The organism is Methylobacterium fujisawaense (genome assembly GCF_039619325.1).
In the GTDB taxonomy this organism is placed as follows: Bacteria; Pseudomonadota; Alphaproteobacteria; order Rhizobiales; family Beijerinckiaceae; genus Methylobacterium; species Methylobacterium fujisawaense.
Genome location: NZ_CP155000.1, coordinates 3,110,935 through 3,126,835, shown reverse-complemented (window position 1 = coordinate 3,126,835; position 15,901 = coordinate 3,110,935). Strand labels below are relative to the sequence as shown.

Sequence of the window (15,901 nt, the reverse complement as noted above, 5' to 3'; positions counted from 1 at the left end):
CCTCAGTTCGCGCTGCGTCCGAAGGCGAACCGGCCGACACAGGCTTGGGCGCCGCGATGGTGCGGCGGCTGGCTCAAGCTCGCGCGCTCCGTCGTGGCCGGTGCCCCGCGCCCCGGCTGGACGAGCAGGGCTGCCCGAAGCCGCAGCACCTCCGCCCGGAGGCCGGCATTCTCCCGCTCGACCTGATCGAGCCGGGCCACACCGGCGGGCTTCAGGCCGCCGAGGCGTCTTCGCCAGCGGTAGAAGGTGCCGAGCGAGATATGGGCGCTGGCGCAGATCGCGGCGATCGGTATGCCCCGCGCGGCCTCGTCCAGCAGGAAGGCGATCTCCTCGTCCGTGTGCAGGGATCGACGCATGCAGGGTCTCCCGGTTCGGCAGCCTCGGGGCACTCTTCGGGCGGAGGATCAGCAAGAAGCGGACCGGCCGCGACGGGCCGACCGCGGCGCTTTCGTGCCGCGAAGCCCGCGATCCGGGCCGGCGGCCGCCGATTCGCGTAACCGGCGCTCGGTTCTGCGGACTCCGTGCGCTTGGGTCTGCGGGGACTTGTTAGGCGCGCGTGGATCGGCGCTGCGACCGCATCGGAAAGGATTTTGGCATCGCCCAATCAGCTATGCCGCGGCGCGGCTGGCAAGGTAGCGGCGCCAGCCGCCGAACTGCGTGATGTCGGCGGCCCCCGCGACGCCCGCCGTCTCCACCAGGAAGCCCTTCGGCGCGGTCCCGTCGGCGAGCCGCAGGGTGCCGATCCCGAGCGGTTCCGGGATGGCCGCCACGAAGGCCCCGAAGGCGGCGGGCGGCAGGGCCCAGACCTCCGTCTCGATCGCGCCGCCGTCGCCCTCGGCCACCCGGAGCAGTCCGGGACGATGCGGCGGTCCGCCGGGCAGGGCGTAGAGGCGGTACTCCGGTCGGGTCGCCACCGTCCGCAGATACCGGGCGCCGTGCGCGGCGAGTTCGCGGTTCAGCGGCAGGCCCGACAGATGCGCCCCGACGACCGCCAGTTCGATCTCGCCGGGCCATCCGCGGGCCGGACCCGGCGCCACGGCCGGCACGGGCGTCTCCCCCGCGCCGATCCGGCCGGCCGCAGCCGCGTGCAGGCGGGCGCCCAGGGCGGCGAGGAGCCCATCGGAGCCACGCGGCGCGAGCAGGGTGATCCCCGAAGGAAAGCCGTCGGCGCGGGGCCGCCCCGGGACCGCGAGGGCGCACCAGTCGAGCAGGTTGACGAAGTTGGTGTAGGTGCCGAGCTCGCTGTTCGGGCCGATCGGGTCGGTGGCCACCGCCGCGCAGGTCTGGGGACGCGGATAGGTCGGCACGGCGAGCACGTCGACCCGGTCCCAGACCGCGTCCGCGTGCCGTCGCAGTTCCGCCAAGCTGTAGAGACCCGCGAAGGCGTCGGCGGCGTTGTAGCGCCCGGCGGCGGCGATCACCGCCCGCGTCGTCGGGTGCAGGATCTCGGGGCGCGTCTCCATGATCGGCCGGATCGCCGCGTAGCGCTCGGCGACCCAGGGCCCGTCGTAGAGCAGGGCCGCTACGGCGAACATCGGCGCGAAATCGACCGGCAGCGCCGCCCCGACGAGGGTCTCCAGATCGGCAATCGTCGCCGCGAAGGCCGCCTCCGAGTGGCCGTCGCCGCCGAAACGGAGGCTCGCCGCATCGGGAAGGCCCAGCCGCAGGCCGGGTGGAAGGCCGGCCGGTGCGGGCGGCACCGGCAAGGCCCGCGACCAGGGATCGGCGCTGTCGAAGCCCAGCATGACCCGGAAGGCGGCGTCGGCGTCGGCGACGGTGCCGGCGAACACGGAGAGCGTATCGAGGGTCCGGCAGGCCGGCAGCATGCCGCGGCTGGAGATTGACCCCAGGGAGGGTTTCAGACCGACGACGTTGTTGAGCGCCGCCGGCACACGCCCCGAGCCCGCCGTGTCGGTCCCGAGGGCGAAGGTCACGATTCCGTGGGCGACCGCGACGGCCGAGCCGCTGCTGGAGCCCCCCGGCACGTAGGCCGGATCGATGGCGTTGCGCGGGACCAGGTCGGGCGTGCGCAGGCCGACGAGGCCGGTGGCGAACTGGTCGAGGTTTGTCTTGCCGATCAGGATCGCCCCGGCCGCCTGTAATCGGGCCACGGCGGGCGCGGTCTCGGTCGGGGTGTAGGCGAAGTCCGGGCAGGCCGCGGTGGTCGGCAGGCCGGCCACGTCGATGTTGTCCTTGACGGCGAAGGGCACGCCCCAGAGCGGCCTCGACACAGGGTCGAAGGGCGGGAGCGCGGCCGCCTGCGCCAGCGCCTCGGCCTCCGGCACCAGGGCCAGGAAGATGCCGGGGTCGTCAACCGCGGCGAGCCGGCGGTAGGCCTCGGCCACGACGGTGCGCGGGTCGCGGCCGTCGGCGTAGGCCGCGTGCAGGAGCGGGATCGTCGGGAAGGGCGGCACGGCGGTTCCTCGGGTCGCTGCTCAGGATTCGTCGCCGGTGGCGCGGTACCAGTCGAGGATCTCGCCCCCCTGCATGAACACCGCGTCGCTGCGCACCAGGATCGCGTCGAGCAGCCGCTCCAGCAGGCCGATCCGGTGCGGGACGCCGGTGATGTAGGGGTGGATCGCGAAGCCCATCACCTTGGCGCCGCCGAGGGGACCGGGACCCGCCGCCTCGGCGGCGAGGCGGTCGAGGTTGGCGAGCGCCCGCTCCACGAACTCGTCGGCCCGGTGGTGTTGGATGGCGAGCAGCGGGATGTCGTTCAGCTCCACCGAGTAGGGCAGCGCCACGAGGGGCCCCGTGCGCGTCGCCACCCGACAGGGCCGATCGTCGACCACGAAGTCCCCGACATAGTCGACGCCGGCCGCGTGCAGGTGGTCGGGCGTGTCGAGGGTTTCGGTGAGGCCCGGCCCCAGCCAGCCGCGCGGCGGACGCCCCGTGGTCGCGGTGATCGCCGCGATGGTGCGAGAAATCATCTCCGGCTGGTCCTCGACCCGGTGAATCGGAACCTGATGGAAGCCGTGGGCCATGAACTCCCAGCCGGCCGCATGGGCGGCCTCGGCGATGCGGGGATAGGCCGTGCAGACCGAGCCGTTGATCGACAGGGTCGGGCGGATGCCGCGGCTGGAAAAAGCCTCGAGGAAGCGCCAGAAGCCGACCCGCATCCCGTACTCGTGCCACGCCCAGTTCGGGATGTCCGGGAGCAGGCTCGCGGCGGTCGGCGGCACCAGGATCTGGCGCGGCATCGGATGGTCGATGAGCCAGTGCTCGACATTGACCACCGGCCAGACGGCGACGTGCTTGCCCCCGGGCAGGGTCAGGCGCGGCCGGTCCACGGCGGCGCGGTAGGCGAGCCGGTTCTCGGGCCGGCGGGGATCGTCGGGGGCGGTGTCCATCAGGCGGCGGCCCGCGGGGCGTGGTGGCTGTGGAGCTGGGCCGCGAGCATCCGGCGCAGGTCGTTGAAGGCCGGGCTCGACACGTCGCGCCGCCGCGGCAGCTCGACCGGATGGATCGCCTCGATCCGGCCGGGGCCGGGCGACATCATCACGATGCGGTCGGCGAGAAAAATCGCCTCTTCAATGGCGTGAGTGACGAACAGGATCGTCAGCCCCGTCCGCGACCAGAGGTCGAGCAGCTCGTCCTGCAGCCGCTCGCGGGTCATGGCGTCGAGCGCCCCGAAGGGCTCGTCCATCAGCACGACCTCGGCCTCGTTGGCGAGCACCCGCGCGATGGCGACCCGCTGCTTCATCCCGCCCGAGAGCTGGTGCGGGTAGGCGTCGGCGAAGGCCTGGAGGCCGACCAGGGCGATGTAGCGCTCGGCGGTGTCGCGCACCTCGGCGGCGGGCCGCCCGCGGGCCTTCGGGCCGAAGCCGATATTGTCCCGCACGGTGAGCCACGGGAACAGGCCGTAATCCTGGAAGACCATGCCGCGGCTCGGCCCCGGCCCGGCGATCGGCTTGCCCCACATCAGGGCCTCCCCGGCGGTCGGGCCCTCGAAGCCGGCGGCGACCCGCAGCAGCGTCGACTTCCCGCAGCCCGAGGCGCCGAGCAGGCAGACGAACTCGCCGCGTCCCACGGTGAGGTTCGCCTCGCGCAGGGCCTCCGTGCGGCGCCCGCCGGCCGCGTAGGTCTTGGAGACCGCCCGCATGTCGAGGATCGGGATCGTCGGATCAGCCATGATTGGGGCTCCAGGCGAGCAGCCGGCGGCCGAGCTGCATGACCAGCCAGTCGGACACGAAGCCCGCGACCCCGATCACCGCCATGCCGCAGATCACGATCTCGGTGCGCGACAGCTGGCGCGCTTCCATGATGATCGCGCCAAGGCCGGTCTGGACCCCGGTCATCTCGCCGACCACGATCACCACCCAGGCGAAGCCGAGGCCGAGCCGCAGGCCGGTGAAGATCGACGGCAGCGCCGCCGGCAGCACCACCCGGACGAACTGCGCCGGCCCGGTGCAGCCCAGCATCGCGGCCGCCTCGAACAGGCGCGGCTCCACCGAGCGGACCCCGAACACGGTGTTGACCAGGATCGGGTAGAATGCCCCGAGGAACACGAGGAAGAAAGCCGAGCGCGGCCCGAGGCCGAACAGGATCATCGCCAGCGGCAGCCACGCGGTGACCGGGACGGGCCGCAGCACCTGCAGGACGGGGTCCAGCAGCGCCCGAATCAGGGGCACGCGGCCGATCAGCAGGCCGAGCGGCAGGGCGGCGGCGGCCGCCAGCGCGAAGCCGCCGTAGACCCGGCTCAGCGACGCCGCGAGATGGGTCCAGAGCGTGCCGCTGAACGCGTCGTCGTTGACGCCCCCGACCGCGAGGTCCCGCATTTCGGCCCAGACCTCCGCGGGCGGCGGGATCAGGCTGTAGGGCCGGCCCGCGGTGGTGACCTGCCAGACCGCGACGAGCGCGGCCGGCACCACGCAGGCGAGGGCCAAGCGGCGCAGGTGGGCGAGCCCGGCCCCGGCCCGGCCGGCCCCGCGGGCCGGGGCCGGCGTCACCGGCGCCGCTGCCGGCAGGGCGCCGGCCTCGATGCCGGTGCTCACGCCCGCCCCAGCGCGTCGACGAAGCGGGTGTCGATGAAGCCGGGCTCCGGCAGCCGCTTGATCTGCTTGAGCGCCAGCATGTGCTGCGCGTAGGCGTCGGCCTGCCGGACCTCGTTCGGCCCGAGGCGCCAGGTCAGCTCGACGTTCGGGGCCGAGAGTTCCAGCGCCTCGCGCTTCTGCCCGAGCTTGGCCACCGCCATGGCGATCATCGCGTCGCGGTCGCCCGCCGCGAAATCCGTCGCCTTGCGATGGATCTCCAGCATGGTCCGGACGAGGTCCGGCCGCTCCGCCAGCGTGTCGCGGTGGGCGCCGAACACCATGTTCAGCGCGCCCATCTCGGTGCCGTAGGGGTACTCGACGAGCTGGCCGACGTCCGAGGCGAGGCTGACGCCGGGCCCCGGCTCGGCGCCGACATAGGCGTCGACGTCGCCGCGGGCGAGCGCGATATGCATCTCCGAGAAGGAGACGCGCACGGGGGTGATGTCCTTCACCGAGAGGCCCTCCATGCGCATCCGCTCCAGGACGAAGACCTCCTGGGTGCTGCCGGGCCAGATCGCGACGCGCTTGCCGCGCAGGTCCTTGATGGCGTGGATGTCGGAGCCCTTCTTGGCGATCACCGCCATCCCGCGGTTGCAGGTGGAGGCGATCACCACGAGTGGCTCACCGGCGGCGGCGCCCAGCGTCGCGGCGGCGATGCCGAAGGTGCCGAAATCCACCGACTTGGTGACCACGGCGTTCTTGCACTCGGTGGGGCTCTCGAAGGGCACCACCTCCACGGTCACGCCCGCGGGGGTGAAGCGCTCGTAGAAGCTCGGCGCGATCGAGTGGATCAGCTTGAGCGAGCCCATCCGGATCGTGACCGGCGTGCCCGCGGCGCGGGCCCGCGACAGGGGACCGAGGGCGAAGCCGGCCCCGAGACCGGCCAGGAGGGTGCGGCGGCGGATCATCGAACGGCTCCTGCAGGGTCGCTATCGCCGTGACGCTAGGTGCGCTCCCTGTTGCAAGGAAGTGCTATTTTCTGAGCGTGTCGTTGCATTCTCGGCAACGGGGGCGCACGATGCCGGCGTGAAGCACCTGCGCACCGTCACCTACGTCGCCGAGGTCGCGCGTGCCGGCTCGATCCGGCGCGCCGCGGAGCGGCTGAACCTGACGCCCTCGGCCCTGACGCGGCAGATCCAGGATCTGGAATACGAGCTCGGCACGCCGATCTTCGAGCGCCTGCCGCAGGGGATGCGGCTCAACGCGGCCGGCGAGCTCTTCGCGCGGCACATCCGCGACCAGGTGGCGGATCTCGACCGGGTGAGGTCGCAGATCGCCGATCTGTCGGGGGTGCGCCGCGGTCACGTGTCGCTCGCCTGCAGCCAAGCCTTCGTCACGCAGGTGGTGCCCGAGGAGGTCGAGGCCTACCGGGCCCGGTTCCCCCAGGTCGGCTTCATGGTCCAGGTCCGCGATCACGCGCAGGCCGTGACGGCCCTGGCGGCGTTCGAGGCCGATCTCGCCCTGATCCTGCAACCGCCGCCTTCGGCGGAGCTGCATCCGCTCTTCTCCGGACACCAGATCCTCTGCGCGCTGATGCGCACGGGGCATCCGCTGGCGTCGGAGACCGGGCCGGTCCGGCTGCGCGACTGCCTCGGCCATGCCCTGGCCCTGCCCGACCACTCGCTCGCCATCCGCCATCACATCGAGCACGCCCTGGCCCGGCGCGGGGTCGAGCTCCGGCCGGTCGTCGAGTCGGGCTCGCTCGAATTCCTCCGCAACCTCGTCCTGCGGGAGGATCTCATCAGCCTGCAGATCCCGAGCGGCATCCCCCAGGATCCGCGGCTGCACAGCCGCCCGATCGATCTCCGCGACCTGACGCCGATGACGCTGGTCCTCGCGCAGTTGCGCGGGCGATCGCTCTCCGTCGCGGCGGCGAAGTTCGCCGATCAGCTTGTGGTTCGGCTCAACCGGGAAGCGGTCTGATGCGGCGCACGCCCTGAGGCCGGCGCGTCACCGTTCTCCGCACCCGATCAGGACGCGCCCGCTTCGGCCGTGGCGAGGAAGCCCCGCACGGTGTCGCGGAGAAAGGCGGCATCGGCCGGGTTGATCGACGGGTTGCCGGCGCGGTGGCCCCAGATGCTCGGGATCGGCTGCAGGACGGCGTCGCGCAGATGCGGCAGTTCGGCGGCGTTGTCGGCGACGCGGAAGTAGAGATCGGTCTCGCCCGGCATCAGCAGCAGCCGGGCGGTGATCGCGTTGAGCGCCCGGGTGAGATCGCCGCCGTAGCGCGGGTCGCGGCTGATGTCGCCCGCCTCCCAGGTGCAGAGCTGCGCGTAGAGATCGGCCGCAGGGCGGCGGGCGAAGCGTTCCTCCCAGTCGGTGCGCAGGAAGCTGTCGAGGTCCGGGGCGCCGAGCGCGGTGCGGTGGAGGTCCGCCCGGTAGAAGTCCTGGCTGAGCGCCCAGCCCGCATAGATGCGCCCGAAGGCCCGGAGGGCGGCGGCCGGCTCGGCCGAGAAGCGGCCCCCGCCGCCATGCTCCGGCGCCGCCTCCAGCACCGCCATGAGGCCCTTCAGGAACACGCGGTTGTGGGTGGCGGTGCGGGCGCTGCCGCAATTGATCACCGCGCGGGCCACGCGGTCGGGGAACAGGGCGGCCCAGTGATAGGCCTGCTGGGCCCCCATGGACCAGCCGTAGACGGCGTGCAGGCGCTCGATCCCCGACATCTCGGCGAGCAGGCGGCGCTGCGCGTGGACGTTGTCCCAGGCGGTGACGAGGGCGGGCCAGTCCGGGGTGTTCGACGGGCTCGACGACAGCCCGTTGCCGAACATGTCGGGGATGACGATGAACCAGCGGTTGGGATCCAGCACCCCGTCGGGGCCGATCAGCCATTCGAGGTCCGGATGCTGGGCTCCGTAGCTCGTCGGGTAGAGCACGACGTTGTCGCGCCCGGGCGACAGGGTGCCGTGCGTCTTCCAGCGCAGCTGCGCGCCCGGCAGCACCGCCCCCGACTGAAGCGTCAGGTCGCCGAGTTCGAAGGTTCCGGTGGCCGTCGCCCAGCCGCTCACGGGCGCAGCGTCCGCACGAAGCCGACCTGCCAGCGGTTGTCGCCCCGCTGCGGCACGCCGGGCCGCGCGCGCATCGCGGTATGGGCGTCCGGCAGGCGGTGGAACGGGATCGACGGATAGAGGTGGTGCTCGGTGTGGACGGGCATGGCCCACATGAGGCGCCGCATGAGGCCGTTGGTCAAGGTCGTGCGCGTGTGGGTCGGGCCGTTGTCGTCCATCGTGCCGGCCGCCCGCTCCAGGTCGGGCCGGCCTTCGGCGCGCCCGGTGTCGGACTGAGATACACGGAAGATCTACTGCGTACTTCGGTGTAATAATTTGTGTCGGAAAAATATTTCCCCATCCCGGCGATGTAATGGATCGGTCGGTCCGAAACCTGCTTGGCACGCGTGTTGCGAACGGGCTGGACGCTTCAGGAGTCCTCTGGCTTGTCCCGCACGTCCGACGTGACCGATCTCTCCCGCCGCACCGTTCTGGCGCTTCCCCTCGGCCTCGCAGCGGCCGCGAGCGGCGCGCGCGCCGCCGAGCCGAGACGCGGGGGCACGTTGGTGATGATCGTCCATCCCGAGCCCTCGACCCTGGCCCATTACGCGGTGTCGGCGGGCAACATCCCGCCGATCGCCACGCAGGTCTACGAGGGGCTCTGCACCTACGACTGGGACCAGAACCCGCAGCCGAACCTCGCGAAGTCGTGGGAGGTCGCGCCCGACGGCAAGACCATCACGTTCAAGCTCCAGGACGGCGTGACCTTCCACAACGGCAAGCCGTTCACCAGCGCCGACGTGCAGTACTCCTTCATGGAGATCCTGAAGAAGTACAATCCGATCGCACCGGTCATGCTCGCGGAGCTGGTGGCCGTCGACACGCCGGACCCGATGACCGCGATCCTGCGGCTCGCCAATCCGGCGCCCTACATCATGAAGGCGCTGTCCGGGCGGGACCTGCCGATCCTGTGCCGCTCGGTGTTCGAGGGCACGGATGTCCTGCAGAACCCCAGCGCCAACAAGCCGATCGGCACCGGTCCGTTCAAGTTCACGAGCTGGGAACGCGGCCAATTCGTGCGCCTGGACCGCAACGAGCATTACTGGAAGCCCGGCCTGCCGTATCTCAACCGGATCGTCGCCCGGTTCATCCCGGATGCGGCCACGCGCTCGGCCGCCATGGAGGCGGGGGAGGCGCATTTCGCCGGGTACAGCGCGGTGAACTACGCCGACCTCGCGCGGATGAAGACCAACCCGATCCTCGATCTGACGACCAAGGGCTACGAGATGACGCCGGCCCAGAGCGTCCTGGAGCTGAACGGCCGTCACCCGCATCTCCAGAAGAAGGACGTGCGCCAGGCGATCGCCTACGCCATCGACCGCAAGGTCATCCTCAAGGACGTGATGTTCGGCTACGGCCTGCCCGCCACCGGCCCGCTCAGCCGCAAGTTCAAGACCGCCGGCCTCTACACCGACGACGTGCGCCAGTACGACGTGCCGGACCGGCTGGACATCGCCAATAAGCTGCTCGACCAGGCCGGCGCCCCGCGCGGCGCGGACGGGACCCGCTTCGCCCTGCACCTGGAGGTGAACTCCTTCGGCGAGCAGTGGCTGCGGCAGGCCGAATATTTGAAGCAGGCGCTGGCCGTCGTGGGCATCGCCGTGACGCTGCGCTCCGAGGACACCGCGACCTGGCTGCGGCGCGTCTACACCAACTACGATTACGACCTGAACGAGCCGTTCCTCAGCCAGGGCGTCGACCCGGTCTACGGGCTGAACAAGCAGTTCCTCACCAGCCAGATCCGCAAGGGCGTGACCTTCGTCAACGACACCTTCTACAGCAATCCCGAGGTCGATCGCATGCTCGGCGAGGGCGCGCGCGAGCCGGATACCGAGAAGCGCGCCGCGCTCTACAAGAAAGTCCAGCAGATCCTGGCGGAGGACAGCCCGATGATCTGGCTCATCGACGTGCAGTACGTCAGCGTCTTCAACCGGCGCCTCAAGGACCACACGACCGGCCCCCTCGGAACCCAGCAAGCCTTCGAACGGGCCTGGATGGACACGTAGTCCCGTGCGGCTCGCGCGGTTCCTCGGTTACCGGCTGCTGCTGGCGATCCCGGTGGTGCTCGGCATCGTCGTGCTCAACTTCTTCCTGATCCACCTCGCGCCCGGCGACGCGGCCTCCGTGCTGGCGGGCGAGAGCGGCGCGGCGAGCCCCGAATACATGGAGCAGCTGCGCCACAAGTTCGGGCTCGACCAGCCGCTTGCCACGCAGTTCGGCGTCTATCTGCTCAACATGCTCCACCTCGATCTCGGCTACTCGTTCCGCAACGACAGCCCGGTGGGAAGCCTGATCGTCGACCGGCTCTGGCCCACCGGGCTCCTGATGCTCACCGCCTTCGCGGCCGCGTTGCTGATCGGCACGCTCCTCGGCCTCGTGGCCGCGACCGGGCGCAACAGCTGGCGCGACGCGGTCATCTCCCTGGTCAGCCTCGTGGCCTACGCGACGCCGGGGTTCTGGCTCGGACTGATGATGATCGTGGTCTTCGCGATCCGTCTCGGCTGGCTGCCCACCAGCGGTTACGACACGGTCGGCGCCGACAACGAGGGCTGGGACGAGGTCTGGGACGTCGGCCGCCACCTCGTCATGCCGGCGGTGGCGCTCGCGCTGTTCTACCTCGCGGTCTACGCCCGGGTGATGCGCGCCTCCGTGCTGGAACAGGTCGGCATGGACTACGTCACCACCGCCCGCGCCAAGGGGCAGACCGAGGCGCGGGTGATGACCGGGCACGTCCTGCGCAACGCGCTGCTGCCGGTGGTCACCATGGCGGGCGTGCAGGCCGGCAACCTGATCGGCGGCTCGATCGTGGTCGAGACGGTGTTCGGCTGGCCGGGGGTCGGCACGCTGGCCTTCAACGCGCTCCAGTCGCGCGACCTCAACCTGCTCCTCGGCATCTTCTTCGTCTCGGCCTGCCTCGTGGTGGTGATCAACCTCGCCGTGGACCTCGTCTACGTCTGCCTCGATCCGCGGCTGGAGCTCTAGCGATGCGTACGGCTCTGGCGCGGTTCGCCCGGAACCGCCTCGCGCTCGCGGGCGCGGCGGTGCTCCTCGGGCTGGTCGTCCTCGTGGCGCTCACGCCGCTCCTCTATCCGGGCGATCCGTTCGGGCTCGTCGGCCCCGCCCTCCAGCCGCCGGGCGGCCGGTTTCTGCTCGGGACCGACACGCTGGGCCGGGACGTGGCCGCCGAGATCGCGTACGGCGCCCGCACCTCCCTGATCATCGGCCTCAGCGCGACCGGGGCGGCAATCCTCCTCGGGACCCTGATCGGCGGGCTCGCCGGCTATTACCGGGGCGGCGTCGAGGTCGCGCTGATGCGGCTCACGGAGTTCTTCCAGACGATCCCCGCCTTCGTGCTGGCGATCCTGATCGTGGCGATCCTGTCGCCGTCGCTCTCCAGCGAGGTCGTGGCGATCGTGGCCGTCTCCTGGCCCGGCATCGCCCGGCTCGTGCGCGGGGAGTTCGTGGCGCTCGGCGGCCGCGAGTTCGTGCTGGCCTGCGACGGCCTGGGGGCGGGCGACGCCCGCATCGTCTTCCGCCACATGCTGCCGAACTGCACCGCGGCGATCATCGCGGTCGGCACGCTCCTGATCGGCACGGCGATCCTGATCGAGGCGGGGCTCGCCTTCCTGGGCCTCGGCGATCCGAACGTGATGAGCTGGGGCCTGATCATCAGCTCGGGCCGCGCGGTCCTCCGGTCGGCGTGGTGGATCTGTACCTTCCCCGGGCTGGCGATCCTGCTGACCGTCCTCGCCATCAACCTCGTCGGGGATGGCCTGAACGAGGTCCTGAACCCGAGGCTTCGAGAGCGATGAGCGACGCCGTCCTCGAGATCGAGACGCTTACGATTACGCTGCCGCCCGGCGCGGACCGGCCCAATGCCGTCACCGATCTGGATCTCGTCCTGCGGCCCGGTGCGGTCACCTGCCTGATCGGCGAGAGCGGATCGGGCAAGTCGATGGTGGCCCGCGCGATCCTCGGGCTGCTCCCGGGCCCGCGCGTGCGCGTCAGGGGTGGCCGCATCCTGTTCGAGGGCGCGGATCTCGCCGCGATCACCCCGCGTCAGATGCGCAAAGTCCGGGGCGCGCGCATCGCGATGATCTTCCAGGAGCCCATGACGGCCCTGAACCCGCTCCACACGATCGGGCGGCAGATCGACGAGGTCCTGCGCATCCACACGCCGCTCGGGCGCGCGGACCGCCGGGCGCGCATCCTCGCGCTGCTCGAAAGCGTCCACCTCCCGGATCCGGCCCGGCTGCTGCGCTCCTACCCGCACCAGCTCTCGGGCGGCCAGCGGCAACGGGCGATGATCGCCATGGCGCTGGCGTTGAACCCGCGGCTGCTCATCGCCGACGAGCCGACCACGGCGCTCGACGTCACCACGCAGGCGCAGATCCTCTCCCTGATCCGCGACCTGCAGCGCGAGCACGGCACGAGCGTCCTGTTCATCACGCACGATTTCGGCGTCGTGGCCGACATCGCCGACACGGTCGCGGTGCTGCAGAAGGGCGTCCTGGTCGAGCAGGGGCCCGCGGCCTCGGTCCTCGGCGCCCCGAAGCATCCCTACACGCGCGCCCTCATCGCCGCCGTGCCGAAGCTCGTGCCGCCGCCGCGGCGCGCCGCCAGCACCGCCCCCCTGGTGGTGGAGGCCAGGGGGGTCGAGAAGACCTACGGCGCCCGCGGCCTGTTCGGGGGCCGCGTCACCCGGGCCCTCGACGGCGTGGACGTCCTGCTGCGGCGGGGCGAGACCCTGGGCCTCGTCGGCGAGAGCGGCTCCGGCAAGAGCACGCTGGCGCGGGCACTCACCCGCCTGATGCCCGTCGACGGCGGGGAGATCCTGCTTGCCGGGCACAGCGTCGCCGAACTGAGTCGCCGCCAGATGCGTCCGCACCGTCGGCGCGTGCAGATGGTGTTCCAGGATCCCTACGGATCCCTCGATCCGCGCCAGCGCGTGGTCGACATCGTCGCCGAGGGGCCGATCATCCACGGCACCGAACCCGGCATCGCGCGGGTCCAGGCATGCGAGATGCTGGCGCTGGTCGGCCTCGACCCCGCGGCGGCGCAGCGCTACCCGCACGAGTTCAGCGGCGGCCAGCGCCAGCGGATCGGCATCGCCCGGGCGCTCGCCATGAAGCCCGAGATCCTGGTGGCCGACGAGCCGGTCTCGGCCCTGGACGTCTCCGTCCAGGCGCAGGTCCTGGCGCTGCTCGCCGACATCAAGGCGCGGCTCCATCTCAGCATGCTGTTCGTGACCCACGACCTCCGGGTCGCGCTGCAGGTCTGCGACCGGATCGCCGTGATGCGGTCCGGTCAGGTGGTCGAGGTCGCGCCGACGTCCGAGATCTTCTTCGCGCCGAAGCACCCCTACACGAAGGCGCTGTTCGCCGCGGTGCCCGGCGCCCAATGGCAGGACCCGATCCCCGCATGACGACCGCGCAGCCCCTCTCGACGGACCCGTTCCTGCCCGGGCCGCGCGTCCGCGTCGCCGGATCCGCGACGGGGCCGCTCGCCGGCCTCACCTTCGCCGTCAAGGATCTGATCGACGTCGCGGACAGCCCCACGGCGGGCGGCAACCCGGACTGGCCGCGGGTCTACCCGACGCCGACCCGCCATGCCGGCGTGGTGCAGAGGCTGCTCGATGCGGGCGCCTCGGCCGTCGGCAAGACGGTGACCGACGAGGTCTCCCTGGGAATCCTCGGCGAGAACGCCCACGACGGCACGCCGCTCAATCCCGCGGCGCCGGACCGGGTGCCCGGCGGCTCGTCCAGCGGCTCGGCCTCCGCGGTGGCTGCGGGCGCCTGCGACTTCGCCCTGGGCACCGATACCGGCGGCTCCGTGCGCGTGCCGGCGAGCTTCTGCGGGCTCTACGGCATCCGGCCGACGCACGGCCGCATCGACTTTTCCGGGATCTGCGTCCAGGCGCCGAGTTCGGACACCTGCGGCTGGTTCGCCCGGGACGCGGCGACCTTCGCGCGGGTCGGCGAGGTCCTGTTCGGCCAAGGCATGCCGGACCGTCTGCCCCACACGCTGCTCGTGGCCGCCGACGCGCTCGGCTTCGCGGACGCCGCCGTGCAGGAGGCGCTGGCCCCGCAGATCGACCGTCTGGCCGCCCTCATCGGCAATCGCCGCGACGTGACGCTCGCGCCGCAGGGCCTGTCCGTGTGGCAGCGGGCGCAGCGCGTCCTGCAGAGCAGCGAGGCGTGGCAGACCTTCGAGCCCTGGCTCGATGCCTGCAACCCCCGCATGGCCTTCTCGGTGGCCCGCTCGCTGATCCAGGGCTCGATGATGACCGATGCCGAGCGCAGCGCCGCGAGTTTGATGCGGATCGAGGCAAGGGCCCGCCTCGCGCGGCTCCTGCCCCCCGGCACGATCCTGTGCCTCCCGACCACACCGTTCCCGGCGCCGCTGCGCGGGCTGCCGCTCGGCGCGCTGCATCCGCTGCGCGAGCGGATCGCCTGCCTGACGAGCCACGGCGGCCTCACCGGCGTCCCGCAGGTCAATCTGCCGGGCGCCCACGTCGATGGCGCGCCGGTCGGCCTGTCGATCCTCGGGGCGCGCGGGACCGACCTCGATCTGATCCGCCTGGCGGTCGCCCTGGAGGGTTGAATGGACGTGACGGTGAACCGCCCGGAGATCGTGGCCGAGATCGCGGCATTGTTCGAGCGCTACGAGCAGGCGCTCATCGAGAAGGATGTCGCCGTCCTCGACGCGACCTTCTGGGACAGTCCGCACACGATCCGCTATGCGCTGGCCGAGAACTGCTACGGATTCGCCGAAATCCACGCTGCCCGCGTGGCGGCCGATCCGCCGCCGGGCGGCACCAAGGAGGCACGGATCCGGCTGGAGATCCTGACGCTCGGGAGCGACTTCGCCACCGTCAATCTGGAGTTCAAGCCGCGCGGCAAGGCCGGCATCGGGCGTCAGAGCCAGACCTGGATGCGCTTGCCCGGTCTCGGATGGAAGGTGGTGTCCGCCCACGTGTCCATCCTGCCGATCGGGACGTGACGCAGGATCGCCGGGCGCGGAGGACCGGACACATCTGGGTTCGGTCAGCCGCTCGGCGCGTCTCTGCCGCCAGCCAGTCGATGAACGTGTGAGCAGGACGCAGGCGTCCGCCTCTGGACGATTGCGCCGACGAGCTGAACGGCTGAGACGTTTTGGCAGGAGGCCGTCCGCTTTTGCAGCAGTCCCGGTTAAAGTCGGTGATCGCGGCGGTCGGGTTCTGCAGGCCGGCATAGGCGACCCCGCGATTGCGGAAGGCGTAGGGGTACTGATCGTCCGCCCGGATGGCGCTGTTGCAATCCGCCAGGGCATCCGCAAACGCACCCCGGTCGATGTTCGCCCGGCAACGCCCATCGAGTGCGATCGCGCGCTGCCGTGGTGTCCGGGCTTCGGCCAGGAGGCGGCTGCATCCGCTGACGCGCATCTCCGGGCTCCCGGACCGACACTTCTGAGTGGCATCAGCCAGAGCGGGTGAACTCGGGACCGCCATCGACGCGATCAGGCCGGCGTGGACCCATGCATTGAGGGCGAGCAAGGGAGCGCGTATGGTCGATCTGTCCTGCTTCCGGCTTGTCGGGCGGCACATCGATCTCAGCCGCAGCGATTGTTGAAGACGTCCCGGCCGGGCAGCTGCATCGAGTTCATCATGCGAAGCAGTTCGGCACGGTACAGATCGCTGAACTCGGCCGGGAAACGCCCCCCGATATTCGTGATCGTGCTGCGGTCGTCGCGCCGGATCGTCGCGAAATCGTAGAAGCTTCTGTCGTCGAAACTGCCTTGAGCGACAGCCGTGCCGCGGCCTTCGAGCACGAACCCGGCGCGAAC

At 71.3% G+C, this 15,901-nt stretch carries 16 protein-coding genes; 7 read left to right on the top strand and 9 right to left on the bottom strand.

Annotated elements, in window-relative coordinates; genetic code table 11:
* Positions 1–2 precede the first annotated feature (2 nt).
* The 6 genes from ABC766_RS14880 to ABC766_RS14855 form a co-directional block, all read right to left on the bottom strand.
* Complete coding sequence (locus ABC766_RS14880) at positions 3–356, bottom strand: transposase (protein ID WP_345822561.1); 354 nt, start codon at positions 354–356, stop codon at positions 3–5.
* Positions 357–608: 252 nt separating this feature from the next.
* Complete coding sequence (gene atzF / locus ABC766_RS14875; protein ID WP_345822560.1) at positions 609–2,414, bottom strand: allophanate hydrolase; 1,806 nt, start codon at positions 2,412–2,414, stop codon at positions 609–611.
* Between the two features lie 21 nt (positions 2,415–2,435).
* Positions 2,436–3,350, bottom strand: coding sequence for a polysaccharide deacetylase family protein (locus ABC766_RS14870; RefSeq protein ID WP_345822559.1), 915 nt, complete (start codon positions 3,348–3,350; stop codon positions 2,436–2,438).
* The gene (locus ABC766_RS14865) at positions 3,350–4,132 is read right to left on the bottom strand and encodes an ABC transporter ATP-binding protein (RefSeq protein ID WP_345822558.1); all 783 of its coding nucleotides are present in this window, start codon (positions 4,130–4,132) and stop codon (positions 3,350–3,352) included. The genes ABC766_RS14870 and ABC766_RS14865 overlap by 1 nt, the downstream gene beginning before the upstream one ends.
* On the bottom strand, positions 4,125–4,994 hold the full coding sequence (locus tag ABC766_RS14860; RefSeq protein ID WP_345822556.1) for an ABC transporter permease: 870 nt from the start codon (positions 4,992–4,994) through the stop codon (positions 4,125–4,127). The genes ABC766_RS14865 and ABC766_RS14860 overlap by 8 nt, the downstream gene beginning before the upstream one ends.
* Complete coding sequence (locus ABC766_RS14855; protein WP_342144304.1) at positions 4,991–5,941, bottom strand: NrtA/SsuA/CpmA family ABC transporter substrate-binding protein; 951 nt, start codon at positions 5,939–5,941, stop codon at positions 4,991–4,993. Before ABC766_RS14855 ends, ABC766_RS14860 begins: the two co-directional genes overlap by 4 nt.
* A 118-nt stretch (positions 5,942–6,059) precedes the next feature.
* On the opposite strand from ABC766_RS14855, the gene ABC766_RS14850 reads away from it, so the two are divergent.
* Entirely contained in the window at positions 6,060–6,956 is an 897-nt protein-coding gene (locus ABC766_RS14850) for a LysR family transcriptional regulator (protein ID WP_342144302.1), read from the top strand.
* 47 nt (positions 6,957–7,003) lie between these two features.
* Here ABC766_RS14850 and ABC766_RS14845 read toward each other — a convergent pair whose 3' ends face one another.
* Positions 7,004–8,038: an alpha/beta fold hydrolase gene (locus ABC766_RS14845; protein ID WP_342144301.1), complete on the bottom strand. Its 1,035-nt coding sequence runs from the start codon at positions 8,036–8,038 to the stop codon at positions 7,004–7,006.
* The gene (locus ABC766_RS14840; protein ID WP_287090624.1) at positions 8,035–8,256 is read right to left on the bottom strand and encodes a fatty acid desaturase; all 222 of its coding nucleotides are present in this window, start codon (positions 8,254–8,256) and stop codon (positions 8,035–8,037) included. The genes ABC766_RS14845 and ABC766_RS14840 overlap by 4 nt, the downstream gene beginning before the upstream one ends.
* A 207-nt stretch (positions 8,257–8,463) precedes the next feature.
* Between ABC766_RS14840 and ABC766_RS14835 the strand changes: the two genes are divergently transcribed.
* Genes ABC766_RS14835 through hpxZ form a run of 6 tightly spaced genes read left to right on the top strand, consistent with a single transcriptional unit; the run spans position 8,464 to position 15,079 of the window.
* Complete coding sequence (locus ABC766_RS14835; protein ID WP_342144298.1) at positions 8,464–10,083, top strand: ABC transporter substrate-binding protein; 1,620 nt, start codon at positions 8,464–8,466, stop codon at positions 10,081–10,083.
* 4 nt (positions 10,084–10,087) lie between these two features.
* Positions 10,088–11,059 carry an ABC transporter permease gene (locus ABC766_RS14830; RefSeq protein WP_043755366.1) on the top strand — a complete coding sequence of 324 codons (972 nt, stop codon included), beginning with the start codon at positions 10,088–10,090 and terminating at the stop codon, positions 11,057–11,059.
* A 2-nt stretch (positions 11,060–11,061) separates the two neighbouring features.
* A complete protein-coding gene (locus ABC766_RS14825) occupies positions 11,062–11,889 on the top strand; it encodes an ABC transporter permease (RefSeq protein ID WP_345822554.1) in 828 nt (275 codons plus the stop codon).
* Entirely contained in the window at positions 11,886–13,502 is a 1,617-nt protein-coding gene (locus tag ABC766_RS14820) for an ABC transporter ATP-binding protein (RefSeq protein WP_043385410.1), read from the top strand. Before ABC766_RS14825 ends, ABC766_RS14820 begins: the two co-directional genes overlap by 4 nt.
* The gene (locus ABC766_RS14815; protein WP_342144294.1) at positions 13,499–14,680 is read left to right on the top strand and encodes an amidase; all 1,182 of its coding nucleotides are present in this window, start codon (positions 13,499–13,501) and stop codon (positions 14,678–14,680) included. Before ABC766_RS14820 ends, ABC766_RS14815 begins: the two co-directional genes overlap by 4 nt.
* Positions 14,681–15,079 (top strand): oxalurate catabolism protein HpxZ, encoded by a 399-nt coding sequence (gene hpxZ, locus ABC766_RS14810; protein WP_279901376.1) that lies wholly within the window; start codon positions 14,681–14,683, stop codon positions 15,077–15,079.
* A 588-nt stretch (positions 15,080–15,667) separates the two neighbouring features.
* Here the strand turns inward: hpxZ and ABC766_RS14805 are convergent.
* Positions 15,668–15,886, bottom strand: a complete 219-nt coding sequence (locus ABC766_RS14805; RefSeq protein WP_342144291.1) for a hypothetical protein — start codon at positions 15,884–15,886, stop codon at positions 15,668–15,670.
* Positions 15,887–15,901 lie beyond the last annotated feature (15 nt).